The sequence below is a fragment of the Streptomyces sp. NPDC045846 genome (genome assembly GCF_056431605.1).
The window spans coordinates 44,658-65,587 of the sequence record NZ_JBWKKJ010000013.1 but is presented as its reverse complement, the minus strand read 5'-3'; the positions used below and the strand labels follow the sequence as shown (position 1 = coordinate 65,587).

The 20,930-nt window shown below is 71.5% G+C and carries 14 protein-coding genes; 7 read left to right on the top strand and 7 right to left on the bottom strand.

Annotation, left to right across the window (positions count from 1 at the left end):
• Nucleotides 1-92 precede the first annotated feature (92 nt).
• The 7 genes from AC07F3_RS31830 to AC07F3_RS31800 form a co-directional block, all read right to left on the bottom strand.
• Nucleotides 93-1,313 (bottom strand): acetylornithine transaminase, encoded by a 1,221-nt coding sequence (locus AC07F3_RS31830; protein WP_479117890.1) that lies wholly within the window; start codon nt 1,311-1,313, stop codon nt 93-95.
• Entirely contained in the window at nt 1,310-2,284 is a 975-nt protein-coding gene (argB, locus tag AC07F3_RS31825) for an acetylglutamate kinase (protein WP_479117889.1), read from the bottom strand. Before argB ends, AC07F3_RS31830 begins: the two co-directional genes overlap by 4 nt.
• Nucleotides 2,281-3,432: a bifunctional glutamate N-acetyltransferase/amino-acid acetyltransferase ArgJ gene (gene argJ, locus AC07F3_RS31820; RefSeq protein WP_479117887.1), complete on the bottom strand. Its 1,152-nt coding sequence runs from the start codon at nt 3,430-3,432 to the stop codon at nt 2,281-2,283. The genes argB and argJ overlap by 4 nt, the downstream gene beginning before the upstream one ends.
• On the bottom strand, nt 3,429-4,457 hold the full coding sequence (gene argC, locus AC07F3_RS31815) for an N-acetyl-gamma-glutamyl-phosphate reductase (protein ID WP_479117885.1): 1,029 nt from the start codon (nt 4,455-4,457) through the stop codon (nt 3,429-3,431). The genes argJ and argC overlap by 4 nt, the downstream gene beginning before the upstream one ends.
• Nucleotides 4,458-4,725: 268 nt before the next feature.
• Complete coding sequence (locus AC07F3_RS31810; RefSeq protein ID WP_479117883.1) at nt 4,726-5,904, bottom strand: serine hydrolase domain-containing protein; 1,179 nt, start codon at nt 5,902-5,904, stop codon at nt 4,726-4,728.
• 246 nt (nt 5,905-6,150) lie between these two features.
• Nucleotides 6,151-7,107, bottom strand: coding sequence for an AfsR/SARP family transcriptional regulator (locus tag AC07F3_RS31805; RefSeq protein ID WP_479117881.1), 957 nt, complete (start codon nt 7,105-7,107; stop codon nt 6,151-6,153).
• Nucleotides 7,108-7,177: 70 nt separating this feature from the next.
• Nucleotides 7,178-7,492 (bottom strand): hypothetical protein, encoded by a 315-nt coding sequence (locus tag AC07F3_RS31800; RefSeq protein ID WP_479117879.1) that lies wholly within the window; start codon nt 7,490-7,492, stop codon nt 7,178-7,180.
• A gap of 559 nt (nt 7,493-8,051) precedes the next feature.
• Between AC07F3_RS31800 and AC07F3_RS31795 the strand changes: the two genes are divergently transcribed.
• From AC07F3_RS31795 to AC07F3_RS31765, 7 genes are all read left to right on the top strand, one after another.
• On the top strand, nt 8,052-8,207 hold the full coding sequence (locus AC07F3_RS31795) for a hypothetical protein (protein ID WP_479117877.1): 156 nt from the start codon (nt 8,052-8,054) through the stop codon (nt 8,205-8,207).
• A 301-nt stretch (nt 8,208-8,508) separates the two neighbouring features.
• Nucleotides 8,509-8,724 carry an MbtH family protein gene (locus tag AC07F3_RS31790; RefSeq protein WP_053727472.1) on the top strand — a complete coding sequence of 72 codons (216 nt, stop codon included), beginning with the start codon at nt 8,509-8,511 and terminating at the stop codon, nt 8,722-8,724.
• Nucleotides 8,725-8,985: 261 nt separating this feature from the next.
• Nucleotides 8,986-9,726: an LmbU family transcriptional regulator gene (locus tag AC07F3_RS31785; RefSeq protein ID WP_479117875.1), complete on the top strand. Its 741-nt coding sequence runs from the start codon at nt 8,986-8,988 to the stop codon at nt 9,724-9,726.
• 97 nt (nt 9,727-9,823) lie between these two features.
• Entirely contained in the window at nt 9,824-11,410 is a 1,587-nt protein-coding gene (locus tag AC07F3_RS31780; RefSeq protein ID WP_479117873.1) for an amino acid adenylation domain-containing protein, read from the top strand.
• Nucleotides 11,411-11,444: 34 nt separating this feature from the next.
• Nucleotides 11,445-11,675 (top strand): acyl carrier protein, encoded by a 231-nt coding sequence (locus AC07F3_RS31775; RefSeq protein ID WP_479117872.1) that lies wholly within the window; start codon nt 11,445-11,447, stop codon nt 11,673-11,675.
• 234 nt (nt 11,676-11,909) lie between these two features.
• The gene (locus AC07F3_RS31770) at nt 11,910-13,097 is read left to right on the top strand and encodes an NAD(P)/FAD-dependent oxidoreductase (RefSeq protein ID WP_479117871.1); all 1,188 of its coding nucleotides are present in this window, start codon (nt 11,910-11,912) and stop codon (nt 13,095-13,097) included.
• A gap of 36 nt (nt 13,098-13,133) precedes the next feature.
• Nucleotides 13,134-20,927: an amino acid adenylation domain-containing protein gene (locus tag AC07F3_RS31765; RefSeq protein ID WP_479117870.1), complete on the top strand. Its 7,794-nt coding sequence runs from the start codon at nt 13,134-13,136 to the stop codon at nt 20,925-20,927.
• Nucleotides 20,928-20,930: the final 3 nt, after the last annotated feature.

Here is a 20,930-nt window from a genome sequence, read left to right as displayed (position 1 = left end):
CCCGAACTCCCGCGCCGTGGCCGGTTGTCGAGCACCGGCCACGGCGCGGTCAACTCGCTCCCGGGCGGCGGGGCCGGGCTCGCGTCATGGGATCAGACCGCTGCCAGCGCCGCCTCGCGCACCTCGGACAGCGCCGCCGGGAAGCGGTCGAGCAAGGTGTCCACCTCGCCGTCCGACACGATCAGCGGCGGGGCGAGCCGGATCACGTCCGGGGCCACCGCGTTCACCAGCAGCCCCCGGTCCTGGGCCGCCCGCTGCACCCGCGCCGCGAAGCTCCCGTCGAGCACGACGCCCAACAGCAGCCCCGCGCCCCGGACTTCACGCACCAGCGGGTGGTCAAGGCGTTCCAGGCCGCGCCGCAGCCGGGCGCCCACCCGGGTCACGTGGTCCAGGAGACCCGCCCCCTCGATGGTGTCCAGGACGGCGAGGGCGCTCGCGCACACCACGGGGTTCCCGCTGAAGGTGGAGCCGTGCGCGCCCGGCGTGAGCAGGCCGGCGGCCGCGCCGAAGGCGAGCGTCGCGCCGATGGGAAGGCCGCCGCCCAGACCCTTGGCGAGGGTGACCACGTCCGCCTCGACGCCTTCGGCCTGGGCCGCGAACCAGTGGCCCGTGCGCCCGATGCCGGTCTGGATCTCGTCCAGGACCAGGAGGGTGCCGGTCGCGGCGGTGATCTCGCGGGCCGCCCGCAGGTAGCCGGGCGGCGGCACGACCACGCCGTTCTCGCCCTGCAGCGGCTCCAGCATCACCAGCGCGGTGCGCTCGGTGACGGCGGCGCGCAGGGCCTCGACGTCTCCGTACGGTACGTGGGTGACGTCGCCCGGCAGCGGCTGGAAGGGGCGCTGCTTGGCGGGCTGGCCGGTGAGGGCCAGAGCTCCCATGGTGCGGCCGTGGAAGCCGCCGGTCGCCGCCACCATGTGCGGGCGGCCGGTGAGCCGGCCCATCTTGAAGGCCGCCTCGTTGGCCTCGGCCCCGGAGTTGGAGAAGTACACCCGGCCCTCGCGCCCGGCGATCTTCAGCAGGCGCTCGGCGAGCCGCACGGTCGGTTCGGCGATGTACAGGTTGGAGACGTGGCCGAGCGAGGCGACCTGCTCGGACACGGCGCGCACGACGGCGGGGTGCGCGTGGCCGAGCGCGTTGACCGCGATGCCGCCGACGAAGTCGAGGTACTCGGTGCCCTCCGCGTCCCACACCCGGGCGCCCAGGCCCCGCACCAGCGGCAGCGGGGGAGTGCCGAAGTTGTCCATCATGACGTCCTGCCAGCGGCGGGTCAGGGCCGCGTTGCCCGCTCCGGAGAGGGAGACGCTCACGCTCATGCCGTCGCTCCCTGGACGCGGACGTCGTCGTCCGGCACGACCACCGTGCCGCCCTCGTCGGTGAAGATCTGCAGCAGGACCGAGTGCTTGAGCCGGCCGTCGATGACGCGGGCGCTGCGCACCCCGTTGTTCACGGCGTGCAGGCAGCCCTCCATCTTGGGGATCATCCCGGAGGACAGCCCCGGCAGCAGCTCGGCCAGTTCGCCGGCGCTGAGGCGGGAGATCACCTCGTCGCTGTGCGGCCAGTTCGCGTACAGGCCCTCGACGTCGGTGAGGATGAGCAGCGCCTCGGCGCCCAGCGCGGCGGCGAGGGCGGCGGCCGCGGTGTCGGCGTTCACGTTGTACACCCCGCCCCCGGCGGCGTCCTTGGCGTCCTCGGGCCGGGCGATGGAGGAGATGACGGGGATGCGGCCGTTGTCGATCAGGTCCTGCACCACCGTGGCGTCGACCCGGGCGACGTCGCCGACCCGGCCGATGTCCACGGCCTTGCCGTCGCTCTCCGCGTAGCGCTTGACGGCGGTCATCAGGCGGGCGTCCTCGCCCGTCATGCCCACCGCGTGCGGGCCGTGCTCGTTGAGCAGTCCGACCAGTTCGCGCTGCACCTGTCCGGCCAGCACCATGCGGACCACGTCCATGGTCTCGTCGGTGGTGACCCTCAGTCCGGCCTCGAACTGGGAGGCCAGGCCCAGGCGTTGGAGCTGTGCGCTGATCTGCGGGCCGCCGCCGTGCACCACGACCGGATTCAGGCCGGCGTGCCGCAGGAAGAGGATGTCCTGGGCGAAGGCCGTCTTCAGTTCGTCGTCGACCATGGCGTTGCCGCCGAACTTGATGACGACGGTCTTGCCGCGGTGGCGCGCCATCCACGGCAGCGCCTCGACGAGGGCATGGGCCTTGGGCAGCGCCGAGCGCTCACCGGAGCGGTCGCGGCCCGATCGTAGAAGGGGGAGTTGAGGAGAGGGAGAAGCACTCATGAGGCGTACTCGCTGTTCTCGTGGACGTAGTCGGCGGTGAGGTCGTTGGACCAGATGACGGCGCCGTGCGGGCCCGCATTGAGGTCCGCCGTGATGCTGACGGCGCGCCCGGTCATGTCCACCAGCGTCCGGTCCTCGCCCACCGCTCCGTTCTTGCAGACCCACACGTCGTTGATGGCGACGTTCAGCCGGTCGGGTTCGAAGGCGGCGGAGGTGGTGCCGATGGCGGACAGGACGCGGCCCCAGTTGGGGTCCTCGCCGTGGATGGCGCACTTGAGCAGGTTGTTCCGGGCGATGGACCGTCCGACCTCGACGGCATCGTCCTCGCTCGCCGCTCCCGTCACCTCGATGCGGATCTCCTTGGAGGCGCCCTCGGCGTCCCCGATGAGCTGGCGGGCCAGATCGTCGCACACGGTCCGTACGGCCTCGGCGAAGTCCCCGTATTCCGGGACGAGTTGAGAGGCGCCGGAGGCGAGGAGCAGCACGGTGTCGTTGGTGGACATGCAGCCGTCGGAGTCGACCCGGTCGAAGGTGAGACGGGTGGCGTCCCGCAGCGCCCGGTCCAGGTCCGCGCTGTCGACGACGGCGTCGGTGGTGAGCACGACGAGCATGGTGGCGAGCCCGGGGGCGAGCATCCCGGCGCCCTTGGCCATGCCGCCGACGGTCCACCCGCCGCGGCTGACGGCGGCCGTCTTGTGCACCGAGTCGGTGGTCATGACGGCGATCGCCGCGTTCTCGCCGCCCGTCCCGGACAGCTGGGCGGCGGCGCTCTCGACGCCCGCAAGGACGCGGTCCATGGGCAGTGGCACCCCGATGAGACCGGTGGAACACACCGCCACGTCGGCCGCGGCCAGGCCGAGCAGTTCGGCGGCGCGCTCGGCGGTGGCGTACGTGTCCTGCACGCCCTGTGGCCCCGTGCAGGCATTGGCGCCACCGGAGTTGAGCACGACCGCGCCGAGTTCGCCGTCCGCGAGGACCTGGCGGGACCACTGGACGGGGGCGGCCTGCACGCGGTTGGAGGTGAACACCCCCGCGGCGGCGCGCAGCGGCCCCTCGTTGACGACGAGCGCCAGGTCCCGCCTGCCGTTCTGCTTGATTCCCGCGGCGATGCCCGCCGCCTTGAAGCCTCGTGCTGAGGTGACGCTCACGGTGCGACTCCGATCGTGGATAGCCCCAGTCCTTCGGGCAGACCGAGGGCGGTGTTCATGCTCTGGACGGCCCCGCCCGCGGTGCCCTTGGTGAGGTTGTCGATGGCGCTGATCGCGATGATCCGGCCGACCGCGGGGTCGAAAGCGACCTGGATCTGCGCGGCGTTCGAGCCGTACACGGCCGCGGTGCTGGGCCACTGGCCCTCGGGCAGCAGCCGCACGAACGGCTCGTCGCCGAACGCCTTCTCGTACGCGGCCCGCACGTCCTCGGCGCCGACCCCGGGCCGCGCCGCGGCCGAACAGGTGGCGAGGATGCCGCGGGGCATGGGGGCCAGGGTCGGGGTGAAGGAGACGGCGATGCGTCGGCCCGCCACGGCGCTGAGGTGCTGCGCCATCTCGGGGGTGTGCCGGTGGCCGCCCCCGACCCCGTAGGGCCGCATGGACCCCATGACCTCGCTGCCGAGCAGGTCGGCCCGGGGCGTCTTGCCGGCGCCGGACGTGCCGGACGCCGCGACGACCACCGCCTCGGGCTCGGCCAGTCGCGCCGCGTACGCGGGGAAGAGGGCCAGCAGGACCGCGGTCGGGTAGCAGCCCGGCACCGCGATCCGGCGCGATCCCGCCAACGCGGCGCGGGCGCCCGGGAGTTCGGGCAGGCCGTAGGGCCACGTGCCCGCGTGCGGCGAGCCGTAGAACCTCTCCCAGTCGCTCGCGTCGGAGAGACGGAAGTCGGCCCCGCAGTCGATGACGAGGGTCTGCTCGCCCAGCTGCTCGGCGACGGCGGCCGACTGGCCGTGCGGCAGGGCGAGGAACACGACGTCGTGTCCCTTGAGGACCTCGGCGGTGGTGGGCTGGACCTCGCGCTCGGCCAGCGGTGTCAGGTGGGGTTGCAGCGTGCCCAGACGCCGGCCCGCGCTGGACTGACCGGTCAGCGCGCCGATCTCCACTTCGGGGTGGGTCAGAAGCAGGCGGAGGAGCTCGCCCCCCGCGTATCCACTCGCTCCCGCCACGGCTGCTCGTACTGTCATGAACCCTCCCAGTCGACAGACATGTCGTTCTAACGCGATCCGGGTCCCACCAACAACCACATGTGTTCTGTTCATGACAAACATGGGAGTGGGTGTGAAGTCATCGAGTCACCTCTCCGGGAGGCCGGGCCCGCACCACACCCACGGCTCGCCACCACCCGGATTCGGGCAGCCCGCATCGCGGGCTCGGCATTGTCCAGCAGGGGGTACGGGCCGGCGTCCTGGTGGCGCCGGAGGGGTCGGCCGCGTCGTGTGTGCGCGATGCGCCTCAGTGCGCGGCAGCAGGCGTGCCGCAGAACTCGGCGTTCAGGATGGGCAGCATGGACTCGGCGCCCCAGCTGGCGTTGAAGTTGAAGACGAACTGGTGACTGGCGTCCTCGGTGAACGCGGCCAGGGAGATCCACCCCACCGTGCCGCCGTCGCGGTACCACAGGGTGGTTCCGCAACTCAGCGTGAGCTTGCCGATGTTGAGCCCGTAGGTGGCGCCCGGGAAGGACGGGTCGTCGACGGTCGTCTTCATCTCCTTGAGCTGCTGAGGCGGCAGCAGCTTCCCGCGCATCAGGGCCGCGTAGAACCGGTTCAGGTCGTCCGCGCTGGAGATGATGTCGCCGTTGCCCCAGCTCTGCGAGCCGTTCACCTCGGTCACGTCGTCGATGCGGTCCGGCTGTGCGGCGAAGAGCTTGGCGTAGCCGCGGCCGCTCGGCTGGGGCAGGCGGCTGCCGGCGCCCTGGTTGGACGTCGCCTTCAGCCCAAGAGGCTCGATGATGCGCCGGCGCACCTCGTCCTCGTACGACCGGCCGCCGACCTTCTCCACGATCATCGCGGCCAGGACGTCATTGGTGTTGGAGAACCCGTGCTGGGCGCCCGGCTGGAACAGCGGGGCGTGCGCGAGGGCCACCTTCACCCGCTGCTCGGGGGTCACCGTGTCGTACCGGTGCCGCAGGAAGCCGTCGCCGTCCGAGTACGTCGCCGCGTACTGCGTGTCGGCGAGGAAGTCGAAGAGACCGCTGGTGTGGTTGAGGAGCTGGCGCACGGTGATCCGGGCGCCGTCGTTGCCGTTGCCCGTCACCAGACCCGGCAGCAGGTGCTCGACGGTGTCGTCGAGGCTGAGCTTCTTCTCCGCCTCCATCTGGAGGAGGACCGTCGCCACGAAGGTGTCGGTGATGTTGGTGGTGCGGAAGCGGTCGTTCTTGCCGCGCGGCGCGCCCGTCTTCAGATCGCCCACGCCCGACGCCGATTTCCAGACTCCGGCGGCGTCCCGTGCCTCGGCCACGATGCCGGGGACACCGGTCTTTATCGCGGCGTCGATCGCCTGCTGGGTCCCCTGGTGGCCGGTCGTCGTGGGTGCCGTGCCCTGCGAGGCCTGGGCCGGAGCCGTGAAGGCGGTCGCCGTCATCACGGCCGCCGCCAGCCCGACCACGCACGCCTGCGGTCTCTTCCGTCTCATTATGTCCCCGCTCCTGATGTTCGTCCGTACTTGGCTGAATCCGTACTCGTGCGGTCCGTCCGCGGAACAGTAGGTCACCGGTGTGGTGTGCGGGTAGCTTGTGCGGCAACCCCACGCACGACGCGAGAGCGGCCGGGCCGCGCACCCGGGAACACACCGGCGCCGCGCACCCGGCAAGAGGGCAGGTGGGCGCACGATGGGCCACCGGCGGTCCACACCCGCGCTCCGCGAGGCCGGGGCGCACCGTCACGCCGGAGCGGGCCGCTCCTTCAACTCCCTAAAGCAGCGCATGAGTTGGTCCTGCTCCCGCTGGAGGAGCTCGATGCGGCGGTGCAGCCGGGCCATCTCCTCGCCGAGGGGGAGCGACGTCGTCGCGGACGCCTCGGGCGTCCTGCGGGACGAGGGCGTGTCGGCCGGGTGGGGAGACGCGGTCGCTGCGAGGGCCGGGTCGTGACGCAGGATCCGCGCCATCAGGTCGCGCAGCGCGGGGCCCGGCTCCACGCCGAGCTCGCGCCTCAGACGGGTGCGGGCGCGCTCGTACACCGCGAGCGCCTCCGCCTGTCGGCCGCAGCGGTAGGAGGCGACCATCAGCAGGTCGTAGAACCGCTCCCGGGTGGGGTGTTGGTGGGTGAGCTCCGTCAGCTCACCGGTGATCTCGGCGTGCCGGCCGGTGCGCAGATGGGCGTCGTACCTCAACTCCTGGGCCACCAGGCGCAGTTCGTCGAGCCGGGCTGCCTCCTGGGCGCAGATGTCGCCGAGCACGCTCCCCTGCAGGGCCGGTCCGCGCCACAGCGACAGGGCCCGGTCCAGGAGTTCACCGGCCTGCCCCGGGTCGTGGAGCAGTGCCCTGCGGCCCTGGTCGGTCAGGCGCCGAAAGCGCGCCGCGTCCGTCTCGGCGGGACCGGGCCGCAGCGTGTAGCCGTGCGGGGTGGTCACGATCCACGGCGGCGTCGCAGGGCGCCCGGTGTCCGGGCCGGACAGCAGCCTTCGCAGCCGGGCCACCTGGAGCTGCAACGCGTTCGCCGCGTTGGCGGGCGGGCGCCCGCCCCACAGCTCGTCGATGAGCCGTCGCGCCGACACGTCGTGCCCGGCCTCCACCACCAGCGCCCCCAGCAACGCGCGCTGCTTGGCGCCCAGGGGAAGGATCCGCAGGCCGCGGCGCTCGTCCTGCACTTCCACGAGACCGAGAACGCAGAACCGCATGTCATCCCCTCACATGCCCGCGGGCCGCCGCTCGCGGGCGCCGGGCCGCCGGGCGGCGGTAACCGAAGGTTCAGGAGGACCGTGCCAAGCCCGCCGCGTCCAGCGCCGCGGTCGCGTCCCGCTCGATCTGCCGCAGCAGCGGGCCGGGATTGCTCTGGAAGGAGAAGTGGTTGTCGTCGAAGGCCCGCGGGCCCAGGAAGTGCTCGGTGTGCTCCCGCCACCCCGCCATCCGGGGTGACGCCGAGTGGTCCCCGACGCCCGCGGCGTCGAGCAGGCGCACGTCCCAGCTGTCCGGCAGCCCGGCAGGCCAGTGGCGGTACAGCACATGGGAGCCTCCCGCGTGGTGCAGGACGAACAGGCGCACGGCAGGTCGAGTGCTGTCCATCGCTTTTCCTCGGGTCGGTCCGGCCATCTTCGGACCATAGAACGGTGCACAGGTTCGCGGACGCCGCCACCAGAGGAGCTCCACCCCAGGTGTGGCCGTTCTCGAGCGATTCTCCGGCAGCGCCCCGTATGGCACCGTTCCGGTCGAGGCCCTTGCGCCGCCCCGGCCACGGCTTTCGCCCCTGCCCGCCGCCACCTGCCCCTTCAGCGCCGCTCGACCGCGCCTCGAACGGGCCGTGTATAGCGTGGAGGGTGAGTCGGCCACCGGCAACCCGGGCGGCCCCAGCCCGTACGACGACCGCGACCCCGCCCAGAAGGCGGGGTCCCGCACCCCGCTCGAACCGGAGCGGACCGCGGACGGGCCGATCGGCTGCCGTGCGTTCTCATCCGAGGAACGCCAGGCAGCCGATCTTGTTTGTGCACGTCCTTGTGTACGTCAAGGACCGGCCGCCCCGGCCCCGAGTCAGGTCGCACTGGAAGGGACCTCAAGCACCTCGCGATGCCGCGGGCGACCGGCAGATCTGCGCCCAGGGCGCGAATTCCGGCGAAGGGACGAACCGGTGAACGAGTACGCGCACGAGCTCAACCAGGTACTGCGCCAGGCCAGTTGCACGGGACTCACCGCAGGGGCCGACGCGCCGCCGCTGCGACTGGCCGGGGCCGACGACGAGGCGTCCGTGGCCGCCGAGCCGCACATCGTCAAAGGCATCGACTGAACCGCGCCCCCGGTCCCGCCCGCCCGTGGGCCGGGCTCTTCGACGGGCCACGGGGCGGCGCCGGGGCACCCGATACAGAACCGCTCGAACTCCGCACTATCCGCCTTGTTGGTCCGGCGCTCCCGTCCCTACGGTGACGTGGCAACGCCGGGGTCGCTACCGGCGCCGGGGGCCCCTCGACGGGGCGCCCGGACGGTGGTCGCAAGGACGACGCCGATGGGCGCACCCGCGCCCGGCGCCGCACCCGGCCTGACGATTTCCGATTCCCGTGTCACCCCATGACGGTTAAGGACGGTGCCAGTTGAGCACGAACCCCTTCGATGACGAGGACGGCCGCTTCTTCGTCGTGGTCAACGACGAGGAGCAGCACTCCCTGTGGCCGGCGTTCAGCGAGGTGCCCGCGGGCTGGCGGGTCGTCTTCGGTGAGGCGGCCAAGGCCGAGTGCCTGGAGTACGTCGAGCAGAACTGGACGGACCTGCGCCCCAAGACGCTGCGCGAGGCCATGGCGGCGGACTGAACGTCCCCCGCACACCCGCCCGTTCCACGCGGCGGAACCCGACGCCCCTGCGGGCCCGGCCGGTGCGAGCTGCCCGGTCGGGCACCCCGGATGAGGCGTCCGGCCCGTGATCTCGCGGGCCCGCACACCTGTGTATCGCCGGTGCTCGCGGCGTAATCGAGCGGAACCGGCGCACGTGGCACGCCAGTGACCGCCGCCCGGACGCTCGGTCCAGTGATCGGTCCGCGCCCAGGAAAACACACTGAGTTGGGGGAGATGAAGATGGTGAGCGGCGCTGTGAGGACCGCGAGCAGACACAAGGCGGGTCCGGCGGGCTCCACCGGCGAGGCGGCGCAGGGCGAGGCGGTCCTGTCCTTCGTCGGGTCGCCGGCCAAGGTCCAGAAGTCGGGCATGCTCCTGCCGCAGAACCTGCCGGAGCGCTCCTGGGAGCAGATCGGCACCAACCTGCGCGAGCTCGTGAACTCCTCCGCGTGGTGGCTCGCCGACTGGCTCATCTACGGCGAGGCCACCTATGGATGGCGGCGCTACAAGGAGGCCATCGAGCGCACCGGCCTCGACTACCAGACCCTGCGCAACTACGCGTGGGTGGCCCGGCGGTTCGAGCACCACCGCCGCCGCGACAACCTCAGCTTCGCCCACCACGCCGAGGTCACCCGGCTCTCCCCGCCGGAACAGGACTACTGGCTGCGCAAGGCCGAACAGCAGAAGTGGTCGCGCAACGAACTCCGCAGGGCCGTCCGCGCCAGCCTGGCCGTGCAGAGCGACACCGCCGACACCTCCCCGGACAGCGATGCCGAGCAGCCGGGCGTGCCCCAGCTGGCCAAGTCGGCCGCCGCCGAGCGGCGCCAGCAGAAGGTCGCCCGCCTCACCATCGAACTGTCCGCGGGCCAACTTGAGTACTACTCGAAGGCCGCCGCGGCACACGGTCTGCCCGTCGACAAGTGGGTGGCCCAGATGCTCGAAGCCGCCGACCAGCGAACCCCCGATCAGCGGACCGCCTAACAGCGCACCGCCCGAACGCCGTGCCGGCCGGACTCCCTTCTCGAGGCGGTGTGCCGACGGCCCGTCCGACCGGCCACCTCTCACATCGGAGCAGTTGATGATCCTTCAGGGAAAGCGGGTTGACCTGCCCCCGGCGCCCGTCGTGCACCACCAGGTCGAGGCGCACGCGCGCAACACGCCCGACGCCGTCGCCGTCTTCTACGCCGGGGAGCGGGTGACGTACGCGGAACTGAACGCCCGGGCCAACCGGTTCGCGCACTACCTCCTCGCGCGCGGGCACGGCCGGGGCGCGAAGGTCGGGGTGTGTCTCGACTACTCGGTCGACCTGCTCGTCGCCATCCTCGGCACGCTCAAGGCGGGCGCGGCCTACGTGCCCTTCGACCCGGCCTACCCCTCGGTGCGGCTCCAGCTGCTGCTGGGCCAGGTGCCCGACCTCGCCCTCATCGTCGCCTCCCCGGCCACGGCCGCCCTCGTGGAGTCGGCGTCCGTCGACGTCATCGACCTGGCGCCGCTGGCCGAGCGGCTCGCGAGCCTGCCGGACACCGACCCCGGCGTCCCGGTCACCGGCGACGACGTGTGCTACGCGGTGTTCACCTCCGGCTCGACCGGCACCCCGAAGCTCACCGCGGTGCGGCACGAGGGCTGGTTCAACCTGATGAACTGGCTGAAGCTCGAATACGGCCTGCACAGCGGGTCCAACAACCTGGTCGTCAGCGCGTTCGGCTTCGACCTGTCCCAGCGCGCTCTGATGACCCCGCTGTTCTGTGGTGCCACCCAGCACCTGATGGCCACCCGCAACTTCGACGCCATGATGGCGTACCGGATGATCGGCGAGCACGACATCCGCGTCGTGCACTGCGCCTCCAGCACGCTGTACCTGCTGGTCGACTGGGAGACCGCGCGGGGCGGAGACGCACTCACGCGGCTCGACTACGTGCTGTTCGGCGGCGAGGCGCTGAAGGTCGAGCGGCTCACCAACTGGGCGCGCCGCGAGGGCAACACCTGCACCCTGCTGCACCAGTACGGCGTCGCCGAGTGCACGGACGTGGCCACCTCCTACGACCTGGCCGGCTACCGGCCGGGCGAGCACGACATCGCCCCGGTGGGCAGGCCCGCCTACAACACCGACATCCACCTCCTCGACGAGGAGCTGAACGAGGTCGGCCCGGGCGAGCAGGGCGAGATCTGCATCTCCGGTGCCAGCGTGGGCGCGGGCTACCTCAACGGCTCCGGCCCCGAGAACGCCAAGTTCACCACGCTCGTGGTCGACGGCGCAGAACGCCGCCTGTACCGCACGGGCGACCGCGGCCAGGTGAACGAGGAGGGCGAACTCGTCGTCCTCGGCCGCATGGACGCGCAGGTGAAGGTGCGCGGCATGCGCATCGACCCCACCGACATCGAGCGCGCGCTCGGCCGCCTGGTCGGGGTCCGCGAGGCGGCCGTGGTGGTCACCTACACCGAGGCCGGCGACGCAGAGCTGACCGCGTTCGTCGTCCCCACCGGCGGCGACCTCTCCGAGGACGACCTGCGCACCCGCCTGCTGTGGACGCTGCCGCGCAACATGGTGCCGGCCCGGTTCGTGAACATCCTGCGCATCCCCCTGAGCCCGCACGGAAAGGTCGACCGCGCGGCCCTCGCCGACGCGTGCCGCAACCAGCTCGCCGGCGTCGGCGCCGCGGCGTAGTCGCCGGACTCCGATGACAACCGAGAGGACTGTGATGATCGCCGACAAGGTGCGGGCCATTTGGTGCCGGGAATTCAAGCGCGAGGACATATCCGACCACGACGACTTCTTCGCCCTGGGCGGCCAGTCCCTGATCATGGTCAAGATTCAGGGTGCGTTCTACGAGGAATTGGACGTCGAGGTCCCGATGGACCAGATGTTCCTCAACCCGACGGTGGCCTCGATCTCCGCCTACATCGAATCCCTGACCCCGGCGTCCCTGTAGCGTCAGGCGAGTTGGTGCCGTGGTGTGTCCCGCCGGCGAGACGCACCACCGCCCCGGCCGGGGCGGCCGCACCGAGTTCCGAACGTGTTTTTCCCGCCGGTTCGCGCGGCTAGCATCTTATTCGTGCTCCGCAGCGGCCCTTTCAATTGCTGCGTCGACAGCGCGCCCCATCGCAAGGGGAATTCCGGCTGCAGCCGCATTGGATCAAAAACTACCTGGTAAGAGAGGCGCGCCATGTACGACGTGATTGTCATAGGTGCCCGTTGTGCGGGTTCGCCGACGGCCATGCTCTTCGCGCAGCAGGGATATCGCGTCCTGCTCCTGGAGAAGGCACGATTCCCGCAGGACACCCTGTCCTCGCACTACCTCCACATGCAGGGCGTGGCACTGCTCAACCGGTGGGGGCTGCTCGACAAGATCCGTGAGTCGGGCGCCCAGCCCATCACCCACCAGGTCTACGAGGGACCGGGCGTCCGCATCGAGGGCTTCTCCCTGCCGATCGACGGGCTGCGGACCACGTACGCGCCGAGGCGGTTCGTGCTCGACCCGATCCTCGCGGACGGTGCCGTGGCGGCCGGCGTGGAGTTCCGGGAGGGCTGCGCGGTCAACGACCTGGTGTGGGAGGACGACCGGGTCGTCGGAGTGCGCTACACGACGCCCGGCGGCGTCGAGGCGACCGACCGGGCGCGCCTCGTCGTCGGCGCGGACGGCATGCGCTCGCTGGTGGCCCGCAAGGTCGGCGCGCAGAACGTCATCGAGCACCCGCGGATGACCTGCACCTACTACAGCTACTGGGCCGGCGTCCCCTCGGACTTCGAGCTGTACGAGCGGACGGGCCGCTGGATCGGTGTCCTTCCCACCAACAACGACCTCACGCTGCTCATGGCGTACTTCCCGCAGGAGGACTTCGCGCAGGTCCGCAAGGCCGTGGAACCCGCCTACCTCGACGCCTTCCGCACGACGGCGCCCGAGCTGTACGAGCGGATGCAGGCCGGCGAGCGCGTGGAGCAGATGTACGGCACGGGGCACCAGGACAACTACTTCCGCAAGGCCTACGGACCCGGCTGGGTGCTGGTGGGCGACGCGGTGAACCACAAGGACTCCATCACCGCCCGGGGCATCACCGAGGCCTTCGTCCAGGCCCAGACGCTGACCGACAACATCGGGGAGCGGCTGCACGACGACGACGCCCTCAATTCGGCTCTGCGGCGCTACGAGAACAACCTGAGCAACGAGGCCCTCAACCACTACCAGGGCGCGCTCAACGTGGCCGAGCTCAAGCCCGAGGGACGCACGGAGATGCTGCGGAAACTGGTTGGCCACCAGGACCACATCGACCGGTACTTCTCGACGCTGTCGGGGGCGTGCTCCATCGACGACTTCTACAACGACGAACTCTTGACCCTGCTCGACCAGAGCTGACGACTTGCTCCCTGGTTTCACCGATTTGGAGACACAATGATCCCGTTGTCGTTCGCCCAGCGTCGGCTGTGGTTCGTGGACCGTTTCGAAGGCCCTTCGCCGACCTACAACGGCGCTTTTGCCCTGCGACTGACCGGTGAACTGAACGTGGCCGCGCTGGAGTCGGCGCTCCGCGACGTCATCGAGCGGCACGAGGTCCTCCGCACGGTGATCGTCGAGAGCGACGACGGCGTCCCCCACCAGGTGGTGCTGCCGACCGGGGAGAAGCCGTTCGACCTGCCGGTCGTCGAGGCCGCGGGGGAGGACGAGCGGGCGGCGGCCGTCGACCAGGAGGCCGGGCAGACCTTCGACCTGGCCACCGACGCGCCGATCCGCGCCCGGCTGGTGCGGTCCGGGCCGCTCGACCACACCCTGGTCGTGGTCGCCCACCACATCGCCGTGGACGGAGAGTCCTTCGGACCGCTGTTCCGCGATCTCACCACGGCCTACGCGGTCCGCAGCGAGGGCGGGGCGCCGGAGTGGGAGCCGCTCCCGGTCCAGTACGCCGACTACACGCTGTGGCAGCGGGACCTGCTCGGCGACGAGACCGACCCGGAGAGCCTGTCGGCCAGGCAACTGGCGTACTGGCGCGAGACGTTGGCCGATCTGCCGCAGCCGCTGGCGATGCCGACGGACCGCCCGCGCCCGAGGGTGATGAGCCCCGACGGCGACCGGATCCCGTTCGCGATCGACCCCGAGCTGCTCGGCGCCGTGGAGAAGCTGGCCGCGGGAGCGGACACCACGGTGTCGATGGTCATGCACTCGGCGCTCGCCGTGCTCCTGCACCACCTCGGGTGCGGTGACGACGTGTCGATCGGCGCGCCCATCACCGACCGCACCGACGAGGAACTGCGCGACCTCATCGGGTTCTTCGTCAACACCTGGGTGCTGCGCGTCGACCTCTCCGGCAACCCGACCTTCCGCCAACTGCTCGGGCAGGTGCGGGACCGGTCCCTCGCCGCGTACGACAACCAGGACATGCCGTTCGAGCGGCTGGTGGAGCTGCTCAACCCGGACCGGTCCACCGCCTACAACCCGTTCTTCCAGGTCATGCTCTCCTGGCAGCCGCCCGTGCCGGATCTCGAACTGCCCGGCCTCGGCGTCCGCACGGAGCGGCTGGAGACCAGCACGGCCAAGTTCGATCTGTTCTTCGACCTGCTCCCGAACAACTCGGGCGGGGCGCAGTGCCGTCTGGAGTACGCCACCAGCCTGTTCGACCGGGGCACGGCCGAGGCCATCGCGCAGCGGTTCGTCCGCGTCCTGCGGGGGCTCGTGGCCGACCCGGAGCACGCGATCGGCACCCTCGACGTGCTCGACGCGGCCGAGCGCGACCGTCTGCTCACCGACTTCAACCACAACGCCGACGCCACGGCGCTGTCCGGGCTGACGATCCCGGAACTGTTCGAAGACCAGGTGGCCCGAACGCCCGACGCCCCCGCGCTCGTGTGCGACGAGCGGGTGCTGACCTACCGGGAGCTCGACGACCGGGCGAACGGCGTCGCCTGGGAACTGGTCCGGCGCGGTGCCGGGCCGGAGGACCTGGTGGTCCTCGCCCTGCCGCGCACCGAGGACCTCGTCGTCGGCCTGCTCGGCATCCTCAAGTCCGGCGCCGGATACGTGCCGATGGACCCGCAGTACCTCGCCGGCCGCGCGGAGACCGTGCTGTCCGAAGCACGCCCGCGCTTCGTGGTCACCGACACCGCGACGTCGCAGGACCTGCCGCGGCACGACATGGTGAGCGTCAACCTCGACCTCCGGGCCGAGTGGGCCGCGCCCGCGGGGGCGCCGGACAACGCCGACCGCGTCGCGCCGCTGGGCCCGGACAACCTCGCCTACGTGATGTACACCTCCGGCTCCACGGGCAAGCCGAAGGGCGCGGCGATCACCCACCGCGGCGTCGTCAACGGCGTGCGGGAGCTGGTGCGCGTCGTCGACGCGCGGCCCGGGCACAAGATGCTGGCCGGCACCTCGGTCAACTTCGACGTCTCCGTCTTCGAGCTGCTCACCGCCCTGTCCACCGGCGGCACCGCGGATCTGGTCCCCAACGCGCTGGCGCTCGGCGAGCGCGACAGCTGGGACGGCCACGTCATCAGCGGCGTCCCCTCGGTGCTCGGCGAACTGGTGGAGCACCTGGACAAGGCCCCCGACGTGCGCACGGTCGTGTTCGCGGGCGACGTGCTCCCGGCCCGACTGGTGCGGCAGGTGCGCGAAGCCCTGCCCGGCGCGCGGATCGTGAACTCCTACGGGCAGAGCGAGAGCTTCTACGCCACCACCTTCTCCCTCGCCGCGTCCCAGGAGTGGGCGGACGGCGATGTCGCGCCCATCGGCACCCCGCTGGGCAACATGCGGGCCTACGTGCTCGGCCCGGGCCTCGCCCCGGTTCCGCAGGGCGTGATCGGTGAGCTGTACGTGGTCGGTACCTGCCTGGGCCGCGGATACTACGGCCGCCCGGGCCTGACCGCCGAGCGCTACGTGGCGAGCCCGTTCGGCACCGGCGAGCGGATGTACCGCACGGGCGACCTCGCCCGCTGGAACGCGGACGGCAAGCTGGAGTGCGTCGGCCGCGGCGACGGCCAGGTCAAGGTGCGCGGTTTCCGCATCGAAACCGCCGAGGTCGAAGCGGCGTGCGTGGCCCACCCCGGCATCAGCCAGGCGGTGGTGATCAGCCGCGAGGTGCCCTCGGGCGGAAAGCGGCTCGTCGCGTACGTGGTGCACACCGGCGAGGGCGCCGTCGGCGACAACGGCGCCGGCGGCATCGGCGACGTGGACGTGCAGGCCGGTGCCTCGGCCGCCGAGCTGCGCAAGTTCGTCGCGGCCCGGCTGCCCGACTACATGGTGCCGTCGGCCTTCGTGGCCCTCGGCCGACTGCCGCTCGGACCGACCGGCAAGCTGGACCGCAAGGCACTGCCCGAACCGGAGTTCCTGGGTGAGGCCTACCGGGAGCCGCGTACCGAGGCCGAGAAGATCATCACCGCGGCGTACGCGGACGTGCTCGGCGTGGAACGGGTCGGTATCGACGACGACTTCTTCGCGGTGGGCGGGGACAGCCTGCGGTCCATCCAGGTGGTGGCCCGGGCCAGGGCCCGGGGCCTGGTCCTCAGCACGCGCGAGATCTTCGAGTGCCGCACGGCGGCCCGCCTCGCCGAGGTGGCCTCCGCCCGCCGGGACGAGGTTCCCGCGCTCGTGGAGTTCGAGGGCGGCGGCGTCGGCCCGATGGCGCTCCAGCCGGTGGCCCGGCACGTCTTCGAGCACGGCGGCGGGACCAACCGGTTCGCCATGTCGATGGTGCTCGAACTGCCCGCCGGCATCGACGCGGACGGCCTCGGCGCGACGCTGGACGCCGTGCTCGACCGGCACGACCTCCTGCGCGCCCAGCTCGTGCGGGGCGACGAGCTCTCCCTCGTCGTCCGTCCGCAGGGCGCCGTGCGAGCGGCGGACCTGATCCGCCGCGTCCCCTGTGACGGCCGGTGGGACGAGCCGTCCTCACTGGAGGCGGCGAAGGCGGAGCTCGACGACGCGGTCGGACGACTCGACCCGGAAGCCGGGACCATGGCGGACTTCGTCTGGTTCGCCGCGGAGTCGGGCGAGGGCCGGCTGCTCGTGGTGCTGCACCACCTGGTGGTGGACGGTGTCACCTGGCGCATCCTCATGTCGGACTTCGCCGAGGCATGGCAGCAGGTCCGATCCGGCAACGCGCCCGAGCTCCCCGCGGTCGGCACCTCGGCCCGCCGCTGGGCATCGGCCCTGGAGGACGAGGCACTCTCCCCGGAGCGGGAGGCGGAACTGGCGTACTGGCAGGACATGCTGGAGGCGCCGAACCCCCCGCTGGGCACGCGGATGTTCGACCCGGCGCTGGATGTGTGGTCCACCGTCGACACCGTGCGGGTGCAGCTGCCCGCCGAGGTCACCGAGGCGGTGCTGACCAAGCTCCCCGCCGCGTTCAAGGGCACCGGCACCGATGTGCTGCTCGCCGCACTCGCCCTGGCGGTGAACCGGTGGCGCGGTGCGGACCGTTCGACCCTGGTCCGCCTCGAAGGACACGGCCGCGAGGAGGACATCGTCCCCGGCGCCGACCTCTCCCGGACCGTCGGATGGTTCACCACCATGTACCCGGCCCGGGTCGACGTGCAGGGCGTGGACCTGGCCGACGTGCTGGCCGGCGGCCCCGCCGCCGGGAAGGCCATCAAGCTGGTCAAGGAGCAGCTGCGCGGGATACCGGACAAGGGCATGGGCTACGGCCTGCTGCGTTACCTGAACCCGGAGACCGCCGAGCTGCTCGCCGAATACCCCGTGCCGCAGATCGGCTTCAACTACCTCGGCCGGATCTCCGACACCGACGTGCCCGAGCACCTGCGTGCGGAGGGCTGGGGACCGGCGTCCTGGTCCGCCGAGCTGATCGCGGCGCCCGACCCGGACCTGCCCGCGCTGTCCGCGCTCGAGGTCAACTCGGTCGCCACGGACACCGTCGACGGCACCCGGCTGCAGGCCGCCTTCATGTTCCCCACCGGGGTGCTGTCCCGCGAGCGTGCCGCCGAACTGGCCGAGCTGTGGGTCGAGGTGCTGCACGGCATGGCCGCGCACGCCGCACGCCCGGGCATCGGCGGGCTCACGCCCTCGGACGCCCCGCTGGTCTCGGTGCGGCAGGACGAGATCGATACCTGGGAGGAGCGCTACGGCCGGCTGGTCGAGGTGTGGCCGCAGGCCCCGGGCCAGTCCGGCATCCAGTTCCAGGCGGCGCTCGCCGACGGCGTCTTCGACGTCTACCACATGCAGTTCGTGCTGCACCTGTCCGGGCACGTGGACCCGGCGCGCATGCGGTCGGCCGGGCAGGCGCTGCTCGACCGGTATCCGAACCTGCGCTCCGCGTTCCTCACCGGAGCCGACGGTGATCCGGTGCAGATCGTCGCGGAACACGTCGCTCTGCCCTGGCGGCACCTCGACCTGACCGGCCTGAGCGAAGCCGAGCAGGACGCCGCGCTCGACCAGGCCCTCGCCGACGACCGGGCCGACCAGCTCGACCCCACCCGGCCGCCGCTGATCCGCCTGGCCCTGCTCACCTGCGGGCCGCAGCAGGCCAAGCTCATCGTCACCGCGCACCACACCCTGTTCGACGGCTGGTCGTCGCCGATGGTGATCACCGATCTGATCCGGCTGTACTCCCCGACCAACGAGCTTGCTCCGGTCCGCAGCTACGGCGACTACCTGGCCTGGCTGTCCAAGCAGGACTGGGAGGCGTCGGCCGTCCGCTGGAAGGCCGAGTTCGACGGATTCGAGCAGCCGACCCTGGTCGCCCCGAACGCTGCCTTCCGGGAGGAGGCGGCGTCCGCCCTCGGACGGGTCGAGGTACCGCTGTCGATCGACAAGGGACGCGAACTCGCCCGGCGCGCCGCCGAGCTCGGCGTCACGCTGAACACGCTCCTGCAGGGCGCGTGGGCGATGCTGCTCTCGCAGCTGACCGGGCAGCAGGACGTGGTGTTCGGGGCCGCCGTCAACGGTCGCCCGGCGGACCTGCTCGGTTCCGACGAGATGGTCGGCCTGTTCATCAACACCCTGCCGACCAGGGTGTTCTGCCGACCTGACCGCAGCCTGGGCGACATCATCACCGAGCTGCAGGACCGGCAGACCGCTCTGCTCGACCACCACCACTACGGCCTGGCCGACATCCAGCGCGGTGTCGGACTGCCCGCGCTGTTCGACACGCTCATCGTGTTCGAGAACTACCCGATCGACCGCGAAGGCATGGTGGACGCCAACACCTCGGCGGGCTTCACGATCGACGGAATCCGCCCGTTCGCGGGCTCGCACTACCCGCTCACCCTCAACTCCGCCGACCCCTATCTGCGGCTCTCGCTCGACTACCAGAACAACCTCTACGACCGTGAAGCCGCCGAGGAGATCGCCGCCCGGCTCGTCCGGATCCTGGACCAGCTTCTCGCCGACCCGGGTACGCGTCTCGGAGACGTCGACGTGCTCGGCGCGGAGGAGCGCAACTGGCTCCTGCACGAGGTCAACGACACGGTCGAGCCGACCCTGGACCTGGGTCTCGTGGAGGCCGTGCGCCGCCAGGTGACGGCGGCGCCCGAGGCCCCCGCCGTCATCGGCGAGGACGAGTCCCTGACCTACGGGGAGCTGGAGGAGCGGACCAACCGGCTGGCGCACTGGCTGATGGACCGCGGTGTCCGGCCGGAGTCGCTGGTCGCCGTGTGCCTGCCCCGCTCCACGGACCTGGTGGTCGCGCTGCTGGCCGTGCTGAAGACCGGCGCGACGTACATCCCGATCGACCCGGAACACCCGCGATCCCGGATCGACTACATCCTGGAGGACTCCCGCCCGGCGCTCGTGCTCGATGCCGAGGTGCTGGCCGGTGCGGACTGCTCGGGATGCCCGGCATCGGCGCCGGAGGTGGTCGTCCGGCCCGAGAACGCCGCGTACGTGATCTACACCTCGGGTTCGACCGGCAAGCCGAAGGGCGTGTCCGTCCCGTACGGCGCGCTGGCGAACTTCCTGGCCACGATGGGGCGGCGGTTCCCGCTCACCCCGGCGGACCGGCTGCTCGCCGTGACCACGGTCGCGTTCGACATCGCGGGCCTGGAGCTCTACCTCCCCTTGATCTCCGGGGCGGCGGTGGTGCTGGCGGGGAAGAAGACCATCTCGCAGCCCTCGGCCCTGGTGGAGGTGATGCGCCGTCACGAGGTCACCATGGTCCAGGCGACCCCGGCGTTCTGGCAGATGCTGCTCATGGAGGAGCCGAACGGCGCGCAAGGTCTGCGGATCCTGGTCGGCGGCGAGGCCCTGCCGGTGCAACTGGCCGAGGCCCTCGCCGGGCAGGCCGTCGACGTGGCCAATGTGTACGGTCCGACCGAGACGACGATCTGGTCCACGACGGCGCCGGTCGAGTCCGGAGCCGGGCTCCCGGCGATCGGGAGGCCGATCGGGAACACCCAGGTGTACGTGCTCGACGGGCGGTTGCTGCCGGTCCCGCGCGGGGTGCAGGGCGAGCTGTACATCGCCGGCGACGGCCTGGCCCGCGGCTATCAGGGTCGGCCGGACCTGTCCGCGGGACGGTTCGTGGCCTGCCCGTTCGGCGAGCCCGGCTCGCGGATGTACCGCACCGGCGACCTGGTGCGGTGGGGCGACGACGGCCGGCTGGAGTACATCGGGCGCACCGACTTCCAGGTGAAGATCCGCGGCTTCCGCATCGAGCTCGGTGAGATCGAGCACGTGCTGGCCGAGCACCCCAGCGTGGCGCAATCGGTCGCCGTGGTCCGCGAGGACCGCGTCGGTGACCAGCGGCTGGTCGCGTACGTGGTGCCCGCCGGCAAGGCGGACCCCGCCGGGCTCGACCTCGACGTCCTGACGGACCTGCTCCGGGAGCGCGTGCCGGAGTACATGGTGCCGTCGGCGATCGTGCCGCTCGCCGCGTTCCCCACCTCCCCCAGCGGGAAGCTCGACCGCGGCGCGCTCCCCGCGCCCGACCACACCAAGGCCGTGACCGGCCGAGGGCCGCGCAACGCCACCGAGGAAGTCCTCTGCCGGCTGTTCGCCGACCTGCTCGGTGTGGACGAGGTCAGCATCGACGACGACTTCTTCGCATGCGGCGGCCACTCGCTCCTGGCCACCCGGCTGAGTGGCCGCATGCGCAACGAATTCGGCGTCGACTCGAAGGTCACGATGGTGTTCCGCAATCCGACCGTCGCCCAATTGGCCGTCCGGATCGAGGAACTGACCGCGTCGGACAGCCCTCAGCGGCGCAAGCCGAACCGTCCCCAGCTGCGCCAGATGACTGTGTAGGAG